This is a genomic window from Bacillus sp. ABR (assembly GCF_056172715.1).
Genome location: NZ_JAOYSL010000002.1, coordinates 853,214 through 872,979 on the forward strand (window position 1 = coordinate 853,214; position 19,766 = coordinate 872,979).

Below are 19,766 nucleotides of genomic sequence, written 5' to 3' on the forward strand. Positions count from 1 at the left end.
GATTGACTTTCACCAGCCGTCAATTCTCTAAAGACAAATACTGCTTTCCTACTACTCCTCTTCACTGTTCTTATCGTAACCGTCATCTAAGTAGTATTTTATAGAATTATGATCATAAGTGCAAGCAGGTTTGTATACAATGGGAATGTACCCTAGACTAGGGTAAAGTAGAGGATATTATTCGTGTGGAGATCGGTTATGACGGCTGGAGTCTGCATCCTGTGAACGCTGTTCTCTTACAAAATCAAAGCTTCGCAGAACTGCTTCTCCTCCGTAACCTGAAATAATTGATAAGATGATCAAGTGCAGACTAGAATCGGGATTTGAGGATAAGACAAGCAGTGTAGCAGCAATCATCCCAACGAGCCAATCTTCAATAAACCCTAAGTAAATAAACTTTTTTGTCATTCTGGGCTTCTCTAGCCTGCCTTTTTTCTTTACGTGACCGAGAATGCCCATGACCCCTCCAATGGCGCAAGCAATAATGACTTGTTGCAGCATTTTCATCACCTTCCTAAAGCCCTTAGAATAGTAAAGCGACTTCAGGCTGTCCAGCCCCCTGTAATGCCATTCTGCTGTTCCGTCATAATCCATGTAAAAGGTCTATTCTCTCTAACGAAGAAAAAAAGCTTGTTTCTTCCATTATATGTGAATGACCTAAAAACAATCTTGATGCATTGGAATCATTTTTACCTAATCCATATTAACTATTTTTGTCATTTTATGAATGTTGAGTAATTGATTCCTTCTTTTTCTAATGAAAAGTCTCCTTACTTACTCTATTCTAATGGAGGACAAACTATGATGACAAATTTAACAAAGCGTTTGCAATCGTTGAAACAGAACATATGTTATGTTACGTTTATAAGGATTCATTTGGTTGAAAAGACAACCATTTGATATGTCTTATAGCAGCAAAGGAGGGTAATATGGTCAGCTCGAACATTTTCGGCTTGCAAAAACAGCTTGAACTCATCAAAAAAGCGCTGGATCATGCGCGCATCGGTGTTGTCATTACAGACCCTTCCTTAGAGGATAACCCTATCGTTTATGTGAATCATGGCTTTACACAAATGACTGGATACAAACCAGATGAGATTCTTGGGCGTAATTGTCGATTCCTTCAAGGGAAAGACACGGATCAAAAGCAGCTTGCTTTAATTCGTCATGGAATTCAAAACAAAACACCTATTACCACACAGCTAAAAAATTATAAAAAAGACGGCACTTTTTTTTGGAATGAACTCAATATAGATCCTCTATACATTGAACAAGATGACAAAACATTTTTCATTGGTTTTCAAAAGGATATTACGAAACAGAAAGAATATGAACAGCTCCTAGAAGATTCCTTACAGGAAGTTACCTCTCTTTCGACGCCAATCGTCCCAATCAAAAATGGTGTATCTGCCCTTCCGCTTATCGGGAAATTATCTGAAGAGCGCTTTGATGCCATTGTCACTAAATTAACCTGTATATTAGATGATTCAAAGGATGATTATTTAATTGTCGACCTTTCTGGTTTAATAGAAGTCGATGATTCCGTTGCAGCACGCATTTTCAAACTGCATCATCTTCTCAATCTAACGGGAACCGAACTAATCATCACTGGAATCAAACCGCAGCTTGCGATGAAAATGAAAGACCTCGATACAGATTTCCAGAATACGATCACTTATTTGACAGTAAAAGAAGCCATAAAAGGATTACCATTAGCTGAAAACCCTGTGTAAACAGGGTTTTTTTAATTGAACCGCTCCCCAAAATGGAAAAATGAGGTATGATAGGTGTAAATAGCAATTTAGGGGGGCTGTTAGATATGTTGTTACTCATCATAGGTCTTTTATGTGTCTGTTTTGCCATCGGATATGCCGTCAATTTCTTCTTACTCAAACACCAGAACGAGCTGATTTTTTCAAAGAAACTTTTTTATCCTTTTTTGATCATTGGTCTCTTCTTTTCCATTATGTCATTACCGCTTGCTGCTGCAAATTCACCAAAAGCACAAGCCGATCCATCTTCCGAACAGCTTTTAAAGGAGCAAAAGGAGCTCTCAGCTGACATTTCGAGCTTAAAAGCTGATAAAGAGTCGCTTACCTCCTCTTTAGAAGACGCGGAGAAGGAAAAAGAAAAGCTGGAAAAAAAGCTAGAAACGATCACCTCAGAAAAAGAAACGGTCAAACAGCAAGAAAAGACCATTCAATCGCTTGAAGAGAAAATAGACAAGCTTACCTCCAGCAATGAAACACTTAAACAAGAAAACAAGAATAGTAGCAGCGATACGAAGTCTTCCACCGTCCAGCGATCTGCTCCTAAAGATGAAGGAAAAAGCACAGGCGGTCATGAATCACAAAAGGAAACAAAAAAAGAATCAGCTGCCTGTAACATTAAAGGGAGTGTCAACGGTATTTATCACACACCAAGCAGCAGATACTACTCTAGAACAAAGAATGTAACCAAAATGTTCTGCTCCGTAGAAGAGGCTGAGCGTGCCGGATACAGGGCACCTAAGCAATAGCGATGTTTAATTAAGATTAAAAAGAACCTCCTGAGCGCCCAATCGGGTTTTCAGGAGGTTCTTTTTTAAATTTCTCTTCTTAAAGCTGATAATACATTCGTTTTTGTTGCCTTACGTGCCGGGTTCAGCCCTGAGATGATCGCTACCCCTGCGCTGATCACTGTTGCTGTAAACACAAGGCTAAGCGGAATATAGGAAAAAGTAATCGAGAATTGATCGCTTGATCCTCCCTCAGACATGGACGACAAAATGGCTGGGATGATTAAATTAACGGCGAAACTAATCAAATATGAGATGATAATACCGATGATTGATCCGATGACTCCAATATAAGCACTTTCCATTAAGAACATTCGCTTGATAATGGATGGATTCGCGCCAATGGCTTTCATAATCCCAATCTCTTGTGTTCGCTCTGTTACCGCCATGGTCATCGTATTGAAAATACCGATGGCAGAAATAATGACTGCAATACATCCGACAAAAATAAGTCCAATTTTGAAGACTGTAAAGAACATAGCCATTCCTTCTAGCTGATTCGTCACAGAGATGACTTGGTAGCCTTCATCTGTTAGTTTATCCGTGAGTGCACCGACATTGTCGAATTTATCTGCATAAACAGAGGTCATTTTCTCGACATTTCCTGCTTCAGGAGACAGGTCGAGTATTTGGCCAAATTCTTTTTCATAAGCATTCGGAATCAGAATTTTATGATCCTCCTGCCACTCCAAATTCGGCTTTTTCAAAACACCTACTACACGGAAATCAAATGTTTTTTCTTTGACGACTTCATTTTCTTCATTTAGTTTTGGCACTTTGATTTGAATCACTTTATTTAAAATATCCTTCGTGTAGCCTTTAGGCTCCTTCGGTGTTTCTTCACCATTTGACGTCTGATTTAATTCTTTTTCATAGGCTTCGCGTTCTTTTTTTGTCCACAGTTGCTGCGCCATATGATACCCAACCACAATTTCGTTCGCTGACGTTGGGACTTTTCCTCGATCTAGTTCAAGCCCTGCTTCTTTTTCTTCTTTCATATCGGTCAAAGCAGCCTGCGTTTCACTTGAACGGTTATCGAGCTCGACGTTAACCGATGGAATGATCGATGTTCTTGAGACAACAGATTTTACATGATCATATTTCTTTAAATCATCAATCTTGACGTCTCCTTTTTCTTTTCCTAACACTTTAATTTCTGTGATGATTTGCTGCTTCATAATTTCATCTTGAGCTGATTTTTGCAAACCAAAACCGACAGACGCTAAAACGATTAAGAAAGAGCATGCCATTGTCGTCGCAAGAATGGTCATAAACACACGCAATCTATTTTTCTTCATGTTTCTTCTTATGAATTTGACCTGATCTCTAAATTTCAATGGATTGTTCCCCTTTCTTTAATACACCATCGTGAAGCTGGAACGTTGTGTCTGCGATTGAAGCGACTTCATCGTCATGTGTAATGATGACGAATGTAATTCCTTTTTCACGATTGAGCTGCTGGATAAAGGCTAGAATTTCTCCTTCAGTTTCTGAATCGAGACTCCCTGTTGGTTCATCCGCTAAAATAATAGATGGATTTAAAATCAAGGCTCTTGCAATACTCACACGCTGCTGCTGTCCGCCTGACAGCTCATTTGGGTAATGTCCTGCGTGATGTTCAAGACCTACTCGTTTCAGCATTTCTTTTACTTTCTCTTTTCGTTCAGACGGCTTCACACCTTTTAAAGTGAGCGGAAGTTCAACATTCTCATACGTTGTTAAGCTCCCAATCAACTGAAAGCTTTGAAAGATAAAGCCAAAGTGGTCTAAGCGAAAGTCTGCCCATTCTTTTTCATTAAAGCCAGTCACATTGGTGCCATCAATGGTAATTTGTCCACTCGTTGGCGTAATATAACCTGATATTAAGTTCAACAAAGTCGATTTCCCTGAACCACTTCGTCCAACAATACAAGCAATATCGCCTCTTTTAATGGACAGGTCAATCCCTTTTAGTACAGGAATTTCATTTTCCCTGCCTTTTTTACCAATTTTAAATACATGATCTAATGCTTGAATCTGAATCATCTCTACTCCCCTGCTCTCTGTTTATCTTTTTCGATAGATTAAGAAATAACTCGTTAGTGCGCCCACAGCTCCACCGATGAGCATGCCAGCAATATAACCAAATATGGAATTATCTGAAGCAAATCCAAACCACCCAAACCCTAGAACACCGAAGACAATGACCATAATCTGAATCGGTCTATCCATATTTGAGTAAAGGAAGAAGCGGCCATTTCTTTCAATTGGATGTTTTATAAAGCTAATTAAGCCAATTAGATAGAACAGAACCATCATGACAATAGGTATAATGAATTCTTCACCCGTGAACCAATAAGGATAATCGGGTTGGAAAGGGTGCGTTGTAATATAAGTAATTGGAGACATAGGCACTAACAAATACGTGAAGCTCTTATCTACCCAACTACCACTTGTCTTGATGATAATATCTAAATGAAGAAGCGGTAATCCGATCACTAAAAAGGGTAAAGTAGCTGTGCTGAACCCAACAATTGCTTGTGAAATGGAACTTCCAGTTAAAGTACCCGCTGCAAAAAATAAACTATAAAACATCAAGGAGGTGACAAGCGAAATGACATAACCGTTATGAAAACCAGATGTTTCCAACGGATTAAGTCCTAAAATAAGTAAATAGGTAAGAATAAAAGAAACGGCATGAACGACTGCAATGATTCCAACACCTAAGAAAAACTTTGTGTGATAAATTGCACTTCTGCTAAACGGTAAAGATAAGGTAAAGTCCATGTGCCCTTTATTTCTCTCAAATCCCAGCTGAATGACAGCAAAGAAGAGCCCCATTAACCAAGAAAGGGAGAGGAAAGCATCTGTATTAAAGAAATATGAAAAACGCGGTGAATCGACAATACACTCTGTATCGTTTAGACACGTTTGAAAAGAAGAATATTCCATTAAGAATGCGAAGGGTGTCGCAAGCGTAGCAACGAGCATCACTAAAATGAATGTCAGCTCAGACTGCTTCCACTCCTTATATAATAATTGCCGCTTTACCATCTGCGTTTCCCTCCAAACTTCGCAATGAATACTTCTTCTAAATTCACAGGCAGTTCATGCCATACTTTTGGCTTTAGTGACTTCAAGTACTCTTTAGCCTCCACGTCGGTTTTAAGAACAAGCGCTGTATAGAAAACGCCCGCTTGATCCAAAATCGCAACGCCATTTTTACGAATACTTAAGTTCATATCTTCTTCAAAGGCCATTTGGATTTTGACATAGTCATCCTTTAATTCATCTAAATCCATGACACTTGTGAGTTCATTTCCTTCTAAAAATCCGATTCGATTACACATACGCTCAATGTCTTCTAAACGGTGAGATGTAATGAGAATCGATGTTTCACGTTCTGCCACTTCGTCGATCATGAGCTGAAGCACATCATTTCTTGTCACAGCGTCGATTCCATCAGTCGGCTCATCCAATAAAATGACCGCTGGTTTGATCGCAAAGCTTAAAATGAGCGACAGCTGTTTCTTTAATCCTGTCGACAATTCACGATATTTCACTTTTTCCGGGATCTCATACCGGTTCACAAGCTCATTGGCATATGTCACGTCAAACTTTGGATACAGTTGTTTTAAAAGCTTTACAAGCTGTCCATAATTGTACCTGTCAAAGTAAGGATTTACGACCGGCATATATACAATATTTTGCTTGACTAGCGGGTGGTCTTTCACCAGCACGTCTTTGAAATAAATCTCTCCTTCATCCGGAAGAAGAATTTGCTGTATCAATCGGAGAAGCGTTGTTTTTCCAGAGCCATTCCGCCCTAACAGACCGAAGATCTCACCTTTTCCTATTTTGAAGGAAACGTCACTGAGGACTTGGCGTCCATTTAAAGTTTTTGATACATTTCTGACCTCAATCAACTTGTTTTCCTCCTTTAAGACTTGAGCCGATCTCTTCTAGCCATTCCTTCAGTTGATGAATATCAATACCGGCATAATGAGCTTCTATGATGAGTTGTCTTAACTGTTCTTTCATCTCGAGCACCTTCCCTTCATTCAGCTTTAACTGAGCACCTTCTGTTACATACGTACCACGGCCTCTTAGCGTTTCAATAATCCCTTCCCGTTCAAGTTCTTTATACGCTTTGCTGACGGTGTTTGGGTTGGCAATAATAATGGTGGCGAGCTCTCTGACAGAGGGCAGTTTGTCACCTGGCTTCATCACGCCTTTTAAACATAAAATTTTGAGCTGCTCAATGATTTGTTCATATATTGGCGCAGCGCTTCTTGGATCTATTTGGATCATGATGGCTCCCTCTTTCCTCATTCATGCTTTTGCAGTCCTATCGCTTGTTCATGTCCTTGCATTAAAGGGACCGAATTGGGTATCAAATCTTTTTGAACTTCAAAACCAATGAAAACGAGAACGAAAAAAAATGTACATGCTAACGCAACAGCCAGCACCATCCACTTCAAATTGATTGGCTTTTTTTCTTTTTTCATGGTTGAACACCTTTCTTCACTTTTTAAGTGTCTGTAGTGTATTAGTTGATGTAGTACACTTAATACAATATAGACACTTAATTGAAAAGTCAAGAGACTCTAGAAAAAAATAGGCTGTTTTCGTAAAGATTGTTGCTCTCTTGATTATACTGTTAAAAGGTTGTTACAGTGGGCATTCGGGAGGCGTTTAAGTATGTGGGAAAATGTTTATGAAGAGTTCAGCAATTTAACCAAATCAGAGCAATTAGCCTTGTTTAACGTAATGAAACAAGACTTGTTTCCAGACGAACCAGATAAAATGACAAAACTACTTAAAAGCATTCGTGAAGCCAGATTTGCTTCTGGTTTATGGTTGTACCCAAAATTGCTGAACGCCTTAAAATACACATTTCCGCCGCATTTTATTGGAGACATAAAATCTTGAACGCATCAGGCAGTTTCGGATTTAATCAACTTTAAGGTATCGTTGAAAGTGATGAAACTTTCTTTCGTGAGTCTATGAAGGGGCGAGAAATCACCCATAGAAAAGCCAAAAAGCGTGGAGAAAAGGACGAAAAGAGAGGTATTTCTAACCTTAAAATGCTGTTGTCGTAGCACAAGACCGTAATGGAAGTGTAATTGCTCGTAAGGCAGGAACAGATCGTGTTAAAGCAGAAGGGTGAGTATATTCACCCTTCTGCTTTGCTATGCACTGAAACAGCAACAAATTATAAAAAGTTCGCAAAGATAACAGGATTACAACATGAACAGTCAATGAGCGTCAAAAACAGCGTGTAAAGAAGTGGATTTACCACATTTAACACGTTAATAATTTTTCATAATCGCCTGTAAAAGTGGATGGAGCGTTCTCAAGGAGTTGCAACAAAATATTTGGACAACTACCTCTACTGGTTCCGATGGCTTGATAAGGAAAAGAATTTAGCATTTGAAAAACGAGTAGAGCAAAGGCTTGTTTTAGCGTGTCAAAAATCTAATTATAGTACAGTTGAGATGTTGAGAAGTGCAATAATAAAAGACCCCAATATTAAGGTCTCTACAAGGTTTTAATTAGATACTATTACTTGGTTTTTGGACTTGCTTTTGAACAGGATTAGCACCCACCATACTAATAAAAATATATAGCCTATAACTGTATAGATAGACCAAACTGCCCCCTGTTGCAATTGACTAAATAAGTGTTCAAATTCATTCATTCCTTCTACTCTACCAATGCTATTTATCAGGCTAATAATCGGAATTGTAACAGTAAATACAATGGTTAGAATGGACAATCCCCTATGTTTATTTTTCACAACACTGAATATTGCAGTTCCAAATGTTGCTAAGAAAAACAAGTAATATAATGCCCAAAACCAATTAGGAAGGGTCTCCAACATTTTTTCTACCCCCTTGATTAAAGATATTTGCAATTTCTTTATATAACATATTTTAACAGAATAAAAACCAATTACAAATATATATCCAAAAACAACAATCTTTGCGAAAACATCCAAAAAATAAAACAGACCCTTTAAGAAGGATCTGTTCATCAAACATTATCGTAAGAAATTCCTAATATCATTTGGTTTTGCAAGCTCTGAATTTGAACACGCGCCCTGTCTAACCGTTCTCTTTGCTGGTCATTGGCGACATCTTTTAATTTTTCTAATTCGTTGACCGTATTCTCAAGCATGAGCTGTGCTTTAGAAAATTCTTCCTCATTATAATGTTCCTGTCGTGAGCTCAAATCAAATTGCTCACTTGCAAACTCAAGGGTTTCAGTACTTTTTTGGATAAATTCATCGATCGACTGCCTTGTTGCCATCTTACATTCCCTCCATTTCATCATCGCTCCCGCCTATTTTGCCCATGTAAAGCTTTTTCACTAAAGAAAATGTTGGACAGATTCAATTGTCCTCCTTCGTGATTTTTGTTAAACTTTAAGGATGCCTATTATTACGCAAGGAGGTTACTGACTTGGATCAGCATAACCCTTTTTTATATTCAAACAGCGAAAAACGTTATCACACATGGAACTACCATTTGCGTGAACACTTTGGTCATAAAGTATTTAAAGTAGCCTTAGACGGCGGCTTTGACTGCCCAAACCGTGATGGTACCGTAGCCCACGGCGGCTGTACATTTTGCAGTGCCGCTGGTTCTGGTGATTTTGCAGGAAACCGGGCTGATGATCTCATCACTCAATTTAATGAGATCAAAGACCGGATGCATACAAAATGGAAAGACGGAAAATACATGGCGTATTTTCAGGCGTATACAAACACACACGCGCCGCTTCCTGTCCTAAAAGAAAAATATGAAACCGTCATGAACCTGGATGGTGTCGTAGGTCTATCCATTGCAACAAGACCTGACTGTCTGCCGGATGACGTAGTGGAGTATTTAGCCGAATTAAACGAACGCACTTACCTATGGGTAGAGCTCGGTCTTCAAACGGTACACGAACGGACAGCGATGCTCATTAACCGTGCTCATGATTATGAATGCTACGTTGAAGGTGTAGAAAAGCTGAGAAAACACGGAATTCGTGTCTGCTCGCATATTATCAACGGATTGCCTCTTGAAAACCGGGACATGATGATGGAAACAGCAAAAGCTGTTGCGGATTTAGATGTGCAAGGAATTAAAATTCATTTGCTTCACCTTTTAAAAGGGACCCCAATGGTCAAGCAATATGAAAAAGGAAAGCTTGAGTTTTTAAGCCAGGAGGAATATGTTCAGCTTGTTTGTGATCAGCTGGAGATTCTTCCGCCAGAAATGATTATTCATCGTATTACAGGAGACGGCCCAATTGAATTAATGGTTGGTCCAATGTGGAGTGTAAATAAGTGGGAAGTACTAAATGCCATTAATGCTGAGCTTGAAAGACGTAACAGCTACCAAGGGAAACGTTTCGTCAGATTGGAAGAAGCAGCAAAATGATTTTGAAACGCATGCTTCCTTTTAGTAAAGAGCTGTTAGAACGCGCGTGTCAAAAAGGCGACATCGTCATAGATGCAACAATGGGAAACGGCCACGATACACTCTATTTAGCTGACCTTGTAGGAACTGATGGTCAAGTGTTTGCATTCGACGTGCAAGAGGAAGCCTTGCAGCTGACAAGCAAAAGGCTTGGCGATCAATATCCTTACGTTCACCTGATCCATGATGGACATGAAAAACTGGCGGATCATCTGCCGAAGGATGTTTATGGACATATATCTGGTGCAGTGTTTAACCTTGGGTATCTGCCCGGAGGCGATAAAGCCGTTACCACTCAGGCGCATACAACCATTGAAGCGATTAAACAACTCCTCGAATGGCTCAAACCCGGAGGACTGATCGTCCTTGTGATCTACCATGGACATCCCGAAGGTAAAAGAGAAAAAGAAGTGCTTCTCGACTATTGCAGATCACTGTCTCATGAAGAAGTACAAGTTTTATCATATCAATACATGAATATTCAAAACGACCCGCCTTTTGTGGTCGCCATTGAAAAAAGCTAAAATGATGTGCATTTTAGCTTTTTTCTTTTCAACATGATAGAAAACCTTTGCAGACCTGACACCGAACGCGATGGTTTGTCTACACGCTGAAGCTCAAATCTAATGGATTTGAGCTTTTTTATGATGATTTCATCCAAGGCATTTTTTGATAGGTCCGATAGGCTCTTCCGTTAATATAGAAAAAGAACGATGTTTTCCCGCTTGATTTGATCAGCCGCTTTGCCAGCTTGTTCATCTCTTTTTGGGCTGTCACTTTTTCATCGGACAAATAGACCGCGAGTAACCCTCTGTTAATCAATTTGTGAAAGTTCTCATGCGGAATGCCTTTCAGCTGCTCATCCGCTTTTTCGATAAAATGCTGTAGTCTATCCATCATCTCATGATGAGAATCGTAGTATGAGCAAAAGTTCAGATCTCCCCCAAGCCGGTCCTCTTCTTGGTCAATTAAATAATCGAGTAAAATGTGCAGACCTTGAATATAAGGGAAATAGCTTTCGTAAATTTGCTTCGCCTGCTTTTCTGTAAAATCAGGCTGCAGCGCATACGCCACAAGACAGAATATCCCTAACGTCGATCCCGCACAAGCTGAAAACTCATACCATTCCATCTTCGGCAAATCCTTTTCATATTGGCGGAACCACGACTCTAGCCTTGGCACACGCTCATGAGGAACAACGTGCTTATGTACTTGCAGATCACTATAGTAATCACACAGCGTATGTAAATATGGCTGAATGATTGGATAATGCTCAACGCGCGCAAGCACGTCTTGACATGTGCGGACAAGCGCATGTAAGTATCCATGATCCTCTTGATCCTCACGGAATTGATAGTATGGCTTGAGCTCAGCATGAATATCAAGCGCATCTCTCATCGCTTGATGCAGCATATGAAAATCCTTTGGATCAAGCGACGTGCTGCGGTCACATAGGTTATCTAAGTAATCACTGATGGTTTGATATGCCACGATGAATTCAATACACGTTTCTTTTTCTTCACCTGCTAGAAGAGATAAAATACCTCCGCCTTCACAGTGAAACGTTTTACTAGATATGCTCGCTAGTGCCTGCGTTCTCAGTTCTTCATTTTCAATCATTTCTGCATGAGCCCGCCACTTTTTCAGCTCCTGATGAACAAGCGGAAAAATATCTTTATACACCTTTGTCATCAGTGCAAAAGGACGCTCTGGTACTGACAAATCACTCCACCCCCAACTTAAAGCTCGCAATCAAATATATTGATCTGTAAAGGCTCTTGCCGCCTTGAACACATCTTCTCTTTCCGGTTCATTAAAAATTTCGTGATACAGCTCTTCCCATTCACGGTATGATTTATTGGTTGATTCTATGCCATTGAACCATTTGATCACCCTTGTTTTATCGACGATCTTATCATCACCCGCCTGCATTAAAAGGAGCGGGATCGATTTAAAGACATTCGTCGGCTGCATCGCCGCATCGATATTTTTGATCAGCTCTCGATACCAGCGAACCGACACCTTTGTCACGTAAAGAGAATCATTTGAGTCTGCCTCAATGACCGCTTGATTTCGTGTCGCTAGTTCAATCGACAGCCCTGACTCCACTTTAAAAGACGGTGCCAGCACATTTAGACCTTTTGACGCAAAATCCATCAGCTTCTTCGGTTTAAATTGCAGACCTAAACAAGGTGATGATAAAATAAGGCCATTCAACTTCGTATGGGTATACTGCTTCATCCACTCAATTGAAATGAGTCCACCCATACTGTGTCCAAGTAAAAATGTAGGAAGCCTGAATGATTTCGCATGTTCGATCCATTCATCGACTGTATCAATGTATTCTTGAAATGAACGAATGTGGCCTCGCGCACGTGTCGATGTGCCTTGCCCAGGCAAGTCACCCATGACGACGTGATAGCCTGCATTCCGCCACATTTCAATCAGCCATTTATATCGGCCGTGATATTCACTCGCACCATGTACAATCACAATTGTACCAACTGGTCTTTCAGCATGCCAAGTCCACAAAGTAAACACCTCACAAATGTTGTATTAAGAAAGGAAGTCGAAAAAGTGATTTATCCATATCATCAGTTTACACCTGAGATTCATGAATCGGTCTTTGTCGCAGATAACGCCACCATTACCGGTGATGTCACAATTGGAGAATATTCGAGCGTGTGGTTCCAAACTGTCATCAGAGGCGATGTCGCACCTGTGAGAATTGGAAAGAACGTCAACATTCAAGATTTATCGTGCCTGCATCAAAGTCCTGGAAAAACACTTCTTATTGAAGATGGTGCTACCATTGGACACCAGGTCACATTACATAGCTCAATCATTCGAAAAAATGCCCTCATTGGCATGGGGTCCATCATTCTCGATGGTGCGGAGATTGGCGAAGGCGCCTTTATCGGTGCAGGAAGTCTTGTCCCTCAAGGCAAGGTCATCCCAAAAGGATCACTCGCTTTTGGCCGTCCAGCCAAAGTCGTTCGGCTGTTAACAGATGAAGATATTCAAGACATGGACCGAATCCGCAGAGAATATGTAGAAAAAGGACAATACTATCGTTCCCTTTTATCTCGTTAACATCATACGTGTATCTTCACTTTATCATGTTTTTTTCAGGATATTAAGCAATAACTATGAACCGCTTGTTATTTTACCCTTTTCCGCCACTTTCTATCATGACAAAAAAGGTTTTCAGCACAAAGCTGAAAACCTTTTTTCATTAACTGAAGATGACTTCTTTTGGTTGATGATTCAATTGCTCTGGATCAATACTGCGCTCCACATAAATGCTGTGCCAAATCATAAAGATCAGAACGGTCCAAATCTTACGGCTATGATCTGCCTTACCAGCACAATGTTCATTTAATAAATCAAGCACATACGCTTTGTTAATATATTCGTCCGTTTGACTGTTTTTAATGATGTCTTTCGCCCAAGCGTTCATCTCATTTTTCAGCCAATGACGAATTGGAACAGGGAAGCCCAGCTTCTTGCGGTTTAACACGTGATCAGGCACAATGCCTTCTGCTGCTTTACGCAATAAATATTTCGTTGTGCCATCTTTTGTTTTCAGCTCTTCTGGAATTTTAGAAGCCGCTTCAAATACGACCTTATCAAGGAATGGAACGCGAAGCTCAAGGGAATTCGCCATTGTCATCTTATCTGCTTTCAGTAAGATGTCACCGCGCATCCACGTATGAATATCAACATATTGCATTTTGTTAATATCACTATAGCCTGCACTTTCCTCGAAGTATGTCTTCGTCACATCACGATATGTAATGTTCGGATCATACTGCTTTAAGAGGTTTTTCTTTACTGGCTCTTCAAAGATTTTCGCATTACCGATATAACGCTCCTCTAATGGTGTACAGCCGCGGACGATAAAGCTTTTTCCTTTCATTCCTTCTGGCATTAAGCGCGCCAGACGAAGAAGAAGCTTTTTCAGCATAGATGGAACAGATTCAAATGGTTTAAGAGAAAGCGGCTCACGGTAAATATTATATCCACCAAACAGCTCGTCTGCTCCCTCACCAGAAAGAACAACCGTCACTTGTTTCTTCGCTTCCTTTGCCACGAAGTACAATGGAATCGCCGCCGGATCAGCTAAAGGATCATCTAAATGCCAAACAATTTTCGGAAGCTCATTCATATATTCCTCAGGAGAAATCACAGCGCTGAAGTTTTGTAAGCCCAGCTTATCAGCCGTTTCCTTCGCCACATCAACTTCACTAAAGCCATCCTGCTGGAAACCAACAGAAAACGTCTTCAGCTCAGGATGAAATTCCTTTGCGACAGATACGATGAAAGAAGAATCGATACCACCTGATAGGAATGAACCAACAGGAACATCACTTCTCATGTGAATTTTCACAGAATCATAGATTGCATCGCGGACTTCTTCAATCAGCTTTTGTTCTTGTGTTTGTTCAGGCTTGAATTGAACTTTCCAGTAAGTCTTAAATTCAATCTCCTGTCCTGGGCGTAAAGTAAACTGATGACCAGGCTCTACTTTGTGCACCTTTTGATCAAGTGTATTTGGCTCAGGTACGAACTGGAATGACATGTATTGCTGTAAGGATGTCTCATCAAATAAAATGTTCTCGTTCACTGCCATCAAGCTTTTGCGTTCAGACGCAAAGTACACTTGCTCATCCATTTGTGTAAAATAAAGCGGTTTGATGCCAAAAGGATCTCTTGCGCCATATAATAATTGCGCTTCTTTATCCCAAATTAAAAATGCAAACATGCCGCGAAGCTTTGAAGCCGCTTCTTCTTTATAATGACGGTATGTGGCAAGAAGTACTTCCGTATCTGAATCTGTGCTGAATGTATAGCCTTTTTTCACAAGCTCTTCCTTCAGCTCAACATAGTTATAAATTTCTCCGTTGAAAATAATCCAGTACTTTTCATCTTCATAAGAAAGCGGCTGCTTTCCGTGCTCAACATCTATAATACTTAAACGTCTAAATCCAAATCCTACATGCTCATCATGAAAGTAACCCTCATCATCCGGACCGCGATGAACGATGAGACGATTCATTTGTTTAATTAGCTCTTCCTGTTCAGTAGTTTCGGACAATGGACGGTGATTAAATACACCAACAAACCCACACATATTATTGCCTCCACGTTATGTTATTTCTTAAAAGTAGACCTATAATTAGACAGTATTTTGTCCGATTTTGTTTCACATTTTTTCGCTTTTTGTAGATTTTTTTTTAATCAAAAGGAAAACCGCTTAAAATAAGCGGTTTTCTATGTTGTTATTGTCCCAATGCTTCTTTACGAAGTGTTTCGGCTTTATCCGTTTTTTCCCACGGAAGATCTAAGTCGTGACGGCCGAAATGTCCGTATGCAGCTGTTTGTTTGTAGATCGGACGGCGCAGGTCAAGCATTTTAATAATGCCAGCTGGACGAAGATCAAAGTTTGCACGAACCACTTCAATTAATTTCTCTTCAGAAGCTTTTCCTGTTCCGAATGTATCAATTGAAATCGATACAGGCTGTGCAACACCAATTGCATAAGCAAGCTGTACTTCACAAGAATCTGCAAGGCCAGCAGCTACGATATTTTTCGCTACGTAACGAGCAGCATATGCCGCAGAACGGTCAACCTTCGTTGCGTCCTTACCTGAGAAAGCACCACCGCCATGACGAGCGTATCCGCCATACGTATCAACGATGATTTTACGTCCAGTTAAACCAGCATCCCCTTGAGGTCCACCGATCACGAAACGGCCAGTTGGGTTAATAAAGTATTTTGTCTGTTCATCAATCAGTTCACTTGGAACGACAGGGCTGATGACATGCTCTTTTAAGTCACTTTGGATTTGTTCAAGCGTCACTTCTGGTGCATGCTGCGTAGAAATAACCACTGTGTCAATACGAACTGGTTTGTTTTGCTCATCATATTCAACTGTGACTTGTGTTTTTCCGTCTGGACGAAGGTATGCAAGTGTCTCATTCTTACGTACTTCTGTTAAACGGCGAGATAATTTATGCGCTAGGGAAATCGGCAGCGGCATGAGCTCTTCGGTTTCGTTGTTGGCAAAACCAAACATCAATCCTTGGTCACCTGCACCAATCGCATCAATTTCTTCTTCAGTCATTGTTCCTTCACGTGCTTCAAGCGCTTTGTCTACACCTTGCGCAATATCAGCAGACTGTTCATCAATTGATGTAAGGACCGCACATGTTTCCGCATCAAAACCATATTTCGCACGTGTGTAGCCAATTTCCTTAATTGTGTCACGCACCGTCTTTGGAATATCGACATAAGTAGACGTTGTAATTTCACCGCTTACTAATACGAGACCGGTTGTAACAGAAGTTTCACAGGCAACACGTGCATTTGGATCTTTCTTTAAAATTTCATCCAAAATGCTGTCTGAAATTTGATCACAGATTTTATCCGGATGTCCTTCTGTCACTGATTCTGAAGTAAATAAACGACGATTTTGACTCATAATGGCTATTTCCTCCTGTACAAGACCACATCATCCCAAGATGAGGCCTCCAATATGATACGGAACTCGTTCCCTCTTATATTTAATAACGTTTATATTAGAGATGTTATTGGCAATTTGTTCATATGATATCCCAAAAATAAAAAAACCATTTCCTTCATTGCGAGGAAAGGGTCTGAGATCGCATGCCTTTCACTCTTATCGCTCAAGGTGTTCTTGTACCTTGCATCAGGTTAGCACCTTGGTTTCTCAGCATGTTCATGCCTTTTTCATAAGAAACCGGTTGCTGGGCTTCATCGGGCCTGTCCCTCCACCAACTCGGGATAAGAGTATCCGTTCAATAAGATATCTTATCTTAAACCCTTGCGTCATGTCAATGCTTCATAAGAATTATCTCCCTCTTTTTTCTCCTCACTATTAGCATCACCAAAAAGCATATTTTCATAGCAGAAATGAAAAAACACACACAAAAATTTTTAAATAGTATAGACTATTATTATTAATGTGTTATACTAATCGAAACAAACAAATTCAACGGTAAAGGAAGGGTTTTTTTATGAACTCAGTGGATTTAAAAGAAGATTTGCAGTCATTGCTCTCATTAGAAAATACGCACCAAAATTTATCTGTTCCGAAACTTGTTGAAAAGATTTTGGCACGTAATGAAGGCGTTTTAACATCAACAGGAGCTGTCCGCGCGACAACTGGAGCCTACACAGGACGTTCGCCTAAAGATAAATTTATCGTCAAAGAAGAAAGCTCTGAACATAAAATCGATTGGGGTCAAGTCAACCAGCCGATCTCCAAAGAAGCATTTGACCGTTTATATACAAAGGTTGTGTCATACTTAAAAGAACGTGATGAACTATTCGTCTTTGAAGGGTTTGCAGGCGCTGATGAAAGATATCGTATGCCGATTACAGTTGTAAACGAATTCGCATGGCACAATCTTTTTGCCAAGCAGCTATTTATCAGACCTGACGGGTCAACACCTTCTTCAAATGAAAAACCTTTCACCATCTTATCTGCACCGCACTTCAAAGCAGATCCTGCAACAGATGGCACAAACTCTGAAACGTTTATCATCGTTTCTTTTGAAAAACGCACGATTCTTATCGGTGGAACAGAATATGCAGGAGAAATGAAAAAGTCCATTTTCTCTGTGATGAACTACCTGCTTCCTGAGCAAGATATTTTATCCATGCACTGCTCAGCAAACGTAGGTCAAGAAGGCGATGTAGCCTTATTCTTTGGACTTTCAGGTACTGGGAAAACGACGCTTTCTGCAAGCGCAAGCCGCAAGCTGATCGGAGACGATGAACACGGCTGGTCTGGCACAGGGGTCTTCAATATCGAGGGCGGATGCTATGCGAAATGTGTGAACTTAAGTGAAGAAAAAGAACCACAGATCTACAAAGCGATCAGCTTCGGATCAGTTCTTGAGAACGTTGTGCTTGATGAAGAAACACGTGAAGCGGATTATGATGATACATTCTTTACTGAAAATACACGCGCTGCTTACCCAATCGAAATGATTGATAACATCGTGAAACCAAGTATCGCAGGACATCCATCTGCCATTGTTTTCTTAACAGCTGATGCGTTTGGCGTCTTACCTCCAATCAGCCGTTTAACAAAAGAACAGGCAATGTACCATTTCTTGAGTGGGTACACAAGTAAATTAGCGGGAACTGAGCGCGGTGTCACATCACCAGAAACGACTTTCTCTACGTGCTTCGGTTCACCATTCCTCCCGCTTCCAGCTCACGTCTATGCTGAAATGCTCGGCAAAAAGATTGATGAGCACGGTGCTAAAGTATTCCTTGTGAATACAGGCTGGACTGGCGGAGGCTATGGCACAGGCAAACGAATGAATCTCGCTCATACAAGAGCAATGGTTCAGGCAGCAATCGAAGGTGACCTTGATAATGCTGAAATGATTACTGATGACATCTTCGGATTACACATCCCGCTTCATATTCCTGGTGTACCAGACGAAGTGCTTCAACCTGCTAAAACATGGGATGACCAAAAGGCTTATCAAGAAAAAGCACACTTCCTTGCCAATGAATTTAAAAAGAACTTCCAAAAATTCAGTCACGCGGCAAGTGACATTGAAGCCAAAGGCGGACCACTCGTATAACCAAATGAAAAAAGCTGAGGAGATTCAATCCCTCAGCTTTTTTAGTTTGTTGAATGCAATGACACAAGACGGTACGTCACCTTCGTGACATTGTCTGTCAGCTCCAGCTTTTCAACATGTGCTGTCCCAGTTTTTTCTCCGTCTTTCGTTTTGCGCACCTCAAGTGGAATATTTAACGGATAAATGCGGTATCCATCCTTCATGAGTTCAAATACATTTTCTTCAATTCTTGTCTCTTTTCCCTTTGTGACAATCATTGTATTAAATTCAACAGGCATTCCCATAATGAAAATCCCCCTACTTTCTATATTTCGTTATACTGCTTATTTTAACACATTTCCGCTTTTTCGGCTGTGCATCCATGTGGTCAGCCTTCTCACAATTTCTCGATTATGCTGCGGCGGGAAATAGTGGTTGTATCCATGGAAATACCACGTCTCCACAGACTTCCCGTGCTGGCGCAGTGCATCTTCTAACAAATATGCATGCTCAATCGATACATTTTGGTCCTCTTCTCCGTGGATGATCAGGACAGGTGCTTCAATTTTATCCACATCATTTAAAGGGGTTCTGTTCTCATATGCCTCTGGCACCTTATGCGGCGGACCACCAATCACACGCTTCATCATCCGTCTCATATCCACACGCTCTTCATAAGTAAGTTTCATGTCACTGACGCCTCCCCATGTGACAAAGGAAGCCGCCTCCTGTTTCATTTCTACAGCGGTCCAGATGCCCATAATACCGCCTCGCGAAAAACCAAAGATATGAATGCGATCCTTCTTCACTTTTTTGTGCTGCTTTAACAGCTGAAAGGCAGCAAAAGCATCTTTTCGATCTTCTCCGGCAAAATCTTCGTTCCCTTCGCCTCCTTGGTTTCCCCGGTAAAAGGGAGCAAAGACGACAAAACCCTGCGCAGCAAATTGCACAATCCGGCCAGGTCTGACCATCCCCACATTTTTAATGCCGCCTCGTAAGTACAAAAAGCCGTCGTAGAGACCTTCTCCGGCCGGCTCAGCGAGCAGTCCTTTCATCCGAAGTCCATCTGCCTCATAGGTCACTGTATATAAGTGAATATGCGGATGGGGCGACGGAAACCTTCTTTTTTCCACAATCACTCGATTTCTCTCCTT

The 19,766-nt window shown here is 40.7% G+C and carries 21 protein-coding genes, 1 pseudogene, 1 riboswitch and 1 other annotated feature (1 of these 24 cut by a window edge); of the genes and pseudogenes, 7 read left to right on the top strand and 15 right to left on the bottom strand.

Translation table 11 applies throughout. The features are described from left to right. Window positions 1–74 (bottom strand) — a binding site (T-box leader) (it extends 148 nt beyond the left edge of the window). 103 nt (window positions 75–177) lie between these two features. Further along, complete coding sequence (locus OIT90_RS09795) at window positions 178–507, bottom strand: DUF4257 domain-containing protein (RefSeq protein ID WP_224929310.1); 330 nt, start codon at window positions 505–507, stop codon at window positions 178–180. A 422-nt stretch (window positions 508–929) separates the two neighbouring features. Between OIT90_RS09795 and ytvA the strand changes: the two genes are divergently transcribed. Both ytvA and OIT90_RS09805 read left to right on the top strand, forming a co-directional pair. Beyond that, window positions 930–1,733 (top strand): YtvA family blue-light photoreceptor, encoded by an 804-nt coding sequence (gene ytvA, locus OIT90_RS09800; protein WP_327842273.1) that lies wholly within the window; start codon window positions 930–932, stop codon window positions 1,731–1,733. 86 nt (window positions 1,734–1,819) lie between these two features. Next, complete coding sequence (locus tag OIT90_RS09805; RefSeq protein ID WP_474892488.1) at window positions 1,820–2,518, top strand: sunset domain-containing protein; 699 nt, start codon at window positions 1,820–1,822, stop codon at window positions 2,516–2,518. Between the two features lie 65 nt (window positions 2,519–2,583). Here OIT90_RS09805 and OIT90_RS09810 read toward each other — a convergent pair whose 3' ends face one another. From OIT90_RS09810 to OIT90_RS09835, 6 genes are read right to left on the bottom strand one after another with little or no spacing between them, the layout of a single operon-like run. Continuing rightward, window positions 2,584–3,894, bottom strand: a complete 1,311-nt coding sequence (locus OIT90_RS09810) for an ABC transporter permease (protein WP_474892489.1) — start codon at window positions 3,892–3,894, stop codon at window positions 2,584–2,586. Then, a complete protein-coding gene (locus OIT90_RS09815) occupies window positions 3,884–4,582 on the bottom strand; it encodes an ABC transporter ATP-binding protein (protein ID WP_039180816.1) in 699 nt (232 codons plus the stop codon). Before OIT90_RS09815 ends, OIT90_RS09810 begins: the two co-directional genes overlap by 11 nt. A 21-nt stretch (window positions 4,583–4,603) precedes the next feature. Then, window positions 4,604–5,590, bottom strand: a complete 987-nt coding sequence (locus OIT90_RS09820; RefSeq protein ID WP_474253391.1) for an ABC-2 transporter permease — start codon at window positions 5,588–5,590, stop codon at window positions 4,604–4,606. After that, window positions 5,584–6,462: an ATP-binding cassette domain-containing protein gene (locus OIT90_RS09825; protein WP_039180822.1), complete on the bottom strand. Its 879-nt coding sequence runs from the start codon at window positions 6,460–6,462 to the stop codon at window positions 5,584–5,586. The genes OIT90_RS09820 and OIT90_RS09825 overlap by 7 nt, the downstream gene beginning before the upstream one ends. Next, window positions 6,455–6,847 carry a GntR family transcriptional regulator gene (locus OIT90_RS09830; protein ID WP_019743690.1) on the bottom strand — a complete coding sequence of 131 codons (393 nt, stop codon included), beginning with the start codon at window positions 6,845–6,847 and terminating at the stop codon, window positions 6,455–6,457. Before OIT90_RS09830 ends, OIT90_RS09825 begins: the two co-directional genes overlap by 8 nt. A gap of 17 nt (window positions 6,848–6,864) precedes the next feature. Next, window positions 6,865–7,044: a hypothetical protein gene (locus tag OIT90_RS09835; protein WP_039180825.1), complete on the bottom strand. Its 180-nt coding sequence runs from the start codon at window positions 7,042–7,044 to the stop codon at window positions 6,865–6,867. A 193-nt stretch (window positions 7,045–7,237) separates the two neighbouring features. Between OIT90_RS09835 and OIT90_RS09840 the strand changes: the two are divergent. Beyond that, a pseudogene (locus OIT90_RS09840) lies at window positions 7,238–8,091 on the top strand (IS1595 family transposase). Here the strand turns inward: OIT90_RS09840 and OIT90_RS09845 are convergent. Next, entirely contained in the window at window positions 8,088–8,420 is a 333-nt protein-coding gene (locus OIT90_RS09845) for a hypothetical protein (RefSeq protein ID WP_039183270.1), read from the bottom strand. The pseudogene OIT90_RS09840 and the gene OIT90_RS09845 sit on opposite strands and share 4 nt — an antisense overlap. Window positions 8,421–8,572: 152 nt before the next feature. Then, window positions 8,573–8,848: a YtzC family protein gene (locus tag OIT90_RS09850; RefSeq protein ID WP_039180834.1), complete on the bottom strand. Its 276-nt coding sequence runs from the start codon at window positions 8,846–8,848 to the stop codon at window positions 8,573–8,575. Window positions 8,849–9,000: 152 nt separating this feature from the next. Between OIT90_RS09850 and mnmL the strand changes: the two genes are divergently transcribed. Together mnmL and mnmM are read left to right on the top strand one after the other, a co-directional pair. After that, a complete protein-coding gene (gene mnmL / locus OIT90_RS09855) occupies window positions 9,001–9,966 on the top strand; it encodes a tRNA modification radical SAM protein MnmL/YtqA (RefSeq protein WP_017358356.1) in 966 nt (321 codons plus the stop codon). Next, window positions 9,963–10,529, top strand: coding sequence for a tRNA 5-(aminomethyl)-2-thiouridylate-methyltransferase MnmM (mnmM, locus tag OIT90_RS09860; protein WP_474892490.1), 567 nt, complete (start codon window positions 9,963–9,965; stop codon window positions 10,527–10,529). Before mnmL ends, mnmM begins: the two co-directional genes overlap by 4 nt. Before the next feature lie 118 nt (window positions 10,530–10,647). On the opposite strand, the gene OIT90_RS09865 is transcribed toward mnmM, so the two are convergent. Then, window positions 10,648–11,727 carry a tetraprenyl-beta-curcumene synthase family protein gene (locus OIT90_RS09865; RefSeq protein WP_058838193.1) on the bottom strand — a complete coding sequence of 360 codons (1,080 nt, stop codon included), beginning with the start codon at window positions 11,725–11,727 and terminating at the stop codon, window positions 10,648–10,650. Between the two features lie 30 nt (window positions 11,728–11,757). Then, entirely contained in the window at window positions 11,758–12,537 is a 780-nt protein-coding gene (locus OIT90_RS09870) for an alpha/beta hydrolase (protein ID WP_024424906.1), read from the bottom strand. 45 nt (window positions 12,538–12,582) lie between these two features. On the opposite strand from OIT90_RS09870, the gene OIT90_RS09875 reads away from it, so the two are divergent. Continuing rightward, window positions 12,583–13,098 carry a gamma carbonic anhydrase gene (locus OIT90_RS09875; RefSeq protein WP_024426216.1) on the top strand — a complete coding sequence of 172 codons (516 nt, stop codon included), beginning with the start codon at window positions 12,583–12,585 and terminating at the stop codon, window positions 13,096–13,098. A gap of 142 nt (window positions 13,099–13,240) precedes the next feature. Here the strand turns inward: OIT90_RS09875 and asnB are convergent, their stop codons facing one another. Together asnB and metK are read right to left on the bottom strand one after the other, a co-directional pair. Further along, complete coding sequence (gene asnB / locus OIT90_RS09880; protein ID WP_024426217.1) at window positions 13,241–15,139, bottom strand: asparagine synthase (glutamine-hydrolyzing); 1,899 nt, start codon at window positions 15,137–15,139, stop codon at window positions 13,241–13,243. A gap of 148 nt (window positions 15,140–15,287) precedes the next feature. Then, a complete protein-coding gene (gene metK / locus OIT90_RS09885) occupies window positions 15,288–16,490 on the bottom strand; it encodes a methionine adenosyltransferase (protein WP_039180847.1) in 1,203 nt (400 codons plus the stop codon). A gap of 195 nt (window positions 16,491–16,685) precedes the next feature. After that, window positions 16,686–16,820: riboswitch (SAM riboswitch) on the bottom strand. A 226-nt stretch (window positions 16,821–17,046) separates the two neighbouring features. On the opposite strand from metK, the gene pckA reads away from it, so the two are divergent. Then, window positions 17,047–18,633, top strand: coding sequence for a phosphoenolpyruvate carboxykinase (ATP) (gene pckA / locus OIT90_RS09890; protein ID WP_039180849.1), 1,587 nt, complete (start codon window positions 17,047–17,049; stop codon window positions 18,631–18,633). A gap of 41 nt (window positions 18,634–18,674) precedes the next feature. Here pckA and OIT90_RS09895 read toward each other — a convergent pair whose 3' ends face one another. Continuing rightward, window positions 18,675–18,917, bottom strand: a complete 243-nt coding sequence (locus OIT90_RS09895; protein WP_025092385.1) for a DUF2584 domain-containing protein — start codon at window positions 18,915–18,917, stop codon at window positions 18,675–18,677. A 39-nt stretch (window positions 18,918–18,956) separates the two neighbouring features. Beyond that, on the bottom strand, window positions 18,957–19,751 hold the full coding sequence (locus OIT90_RS09900; protein ID WP_064497790.1) for an alpha/beta hydrolase family protein: 795 nt from the start codon (window positions 19,749–19,751) through the stop codon (window positions 18,957–18,959). Window positions 19,752–19,766: the final 15 nt, after the last annotated feature.

Excerpts from the sequence above, each read along its gene's own strand:
- OIT90_RS09805 (WP_474892488.1), top strand. The coding sequence starts at position 1,820 with ATGTTGTTACTCATCATAGGTCTTTTATGTGTCTGTTTTGCCATCGGA.
- ytvA (WP_327842273.1), top strand. The coding sequence starts at position 930 with ATGGTCAGCTCGAACATTTTCGGCTTGCAAAAACAGCTTGAACTCATC.
- OIT90_RS09815 (WP_039180816.1), bottom strand. The coding sequence starts at position 4,582 with ATGATTCAGATTCAAGCATTAGATCATGTATTTAAAATTGGTAAAAAA.
- OIT90_RS09895 (WP_025092385.1), bottom strand. The coding sequence starts at position 18,917 with ATGGGAATGCCTGTTGAATTTAATACAATGATTGTCACAAAGGGAAAA.
- OIT90_RS09835 (WP_039180825.1), bottom strand. The coding sequence starts at position 7,044 with ATGAAAAAAGAAAAAAAGCCAATCAATTTGAAGTGGATGGTGCTGGCT.
- asnB (WP_024426217.1), bottom strand. The coding sequence starts at position 15,139 with ATGTGTGGGTTTGTTGGTGTATTTAATCACCGTCCATTGTCCGAAACT.
- pckA (WP_039180849.1), top strand. The coding sequence starts at position 17,047 with ATGAACTCAGTGGATTTAAAAGAAGATTTGCAGTCATTGCTCTCATTA.
- OIT90_RS09820 (WP_474253391.1), bottom strand. The coding sequence starts at position 5,590 with ATGGTAAAGCGGCAATTATTATATAAGGAGTGGAAGCAGTCTGAGCTG.
- mnmM (WP_474892490.1), top strand. The coding sequence starts at position 9,963 with ATGATTTTGAAACGCATGCTTCCTTTTAGTAAAGAGCTGTTAGAACGC.
- OIT90_RS09830 (WP_019743690.1), bottom strand. The coding sequence starts at position 6,847 with ATGATCCAAATAGATCCAAGAAGCGCTGCGCCAATATATGAACAAATC.
- OIT90_RS09795 (WP_224929310.1), bottom strand. The coding sequence starts at position 507 with ATGAAAATGCTGCAACAAGTCATTATTGCTTGCGCCATTGGAGGGGTC.
- OIT90_RS09850 (WP_039180834.1), bottom strand. The coding sequence starts at position 8,848 with ATGGCAACAAGGCAGTCGATCGATGAATTTATCCAAAAAAGTACTGAA.
- OIT90_RS09845 (WP_039183270.1), bottom strand. The coding sequence starts at position 8,420 with ATGTTGGAGACCCTTCCTAATTGGTTTTGGGCATTATATTACTTGTTT.
- metK (WP_039180847.1), bottom strand. The coding sequence starts at position 16,490 with ATGAGTCAAAATCGTCGTTTATTTACTTCAGAATCAGTGACAGAAGGA.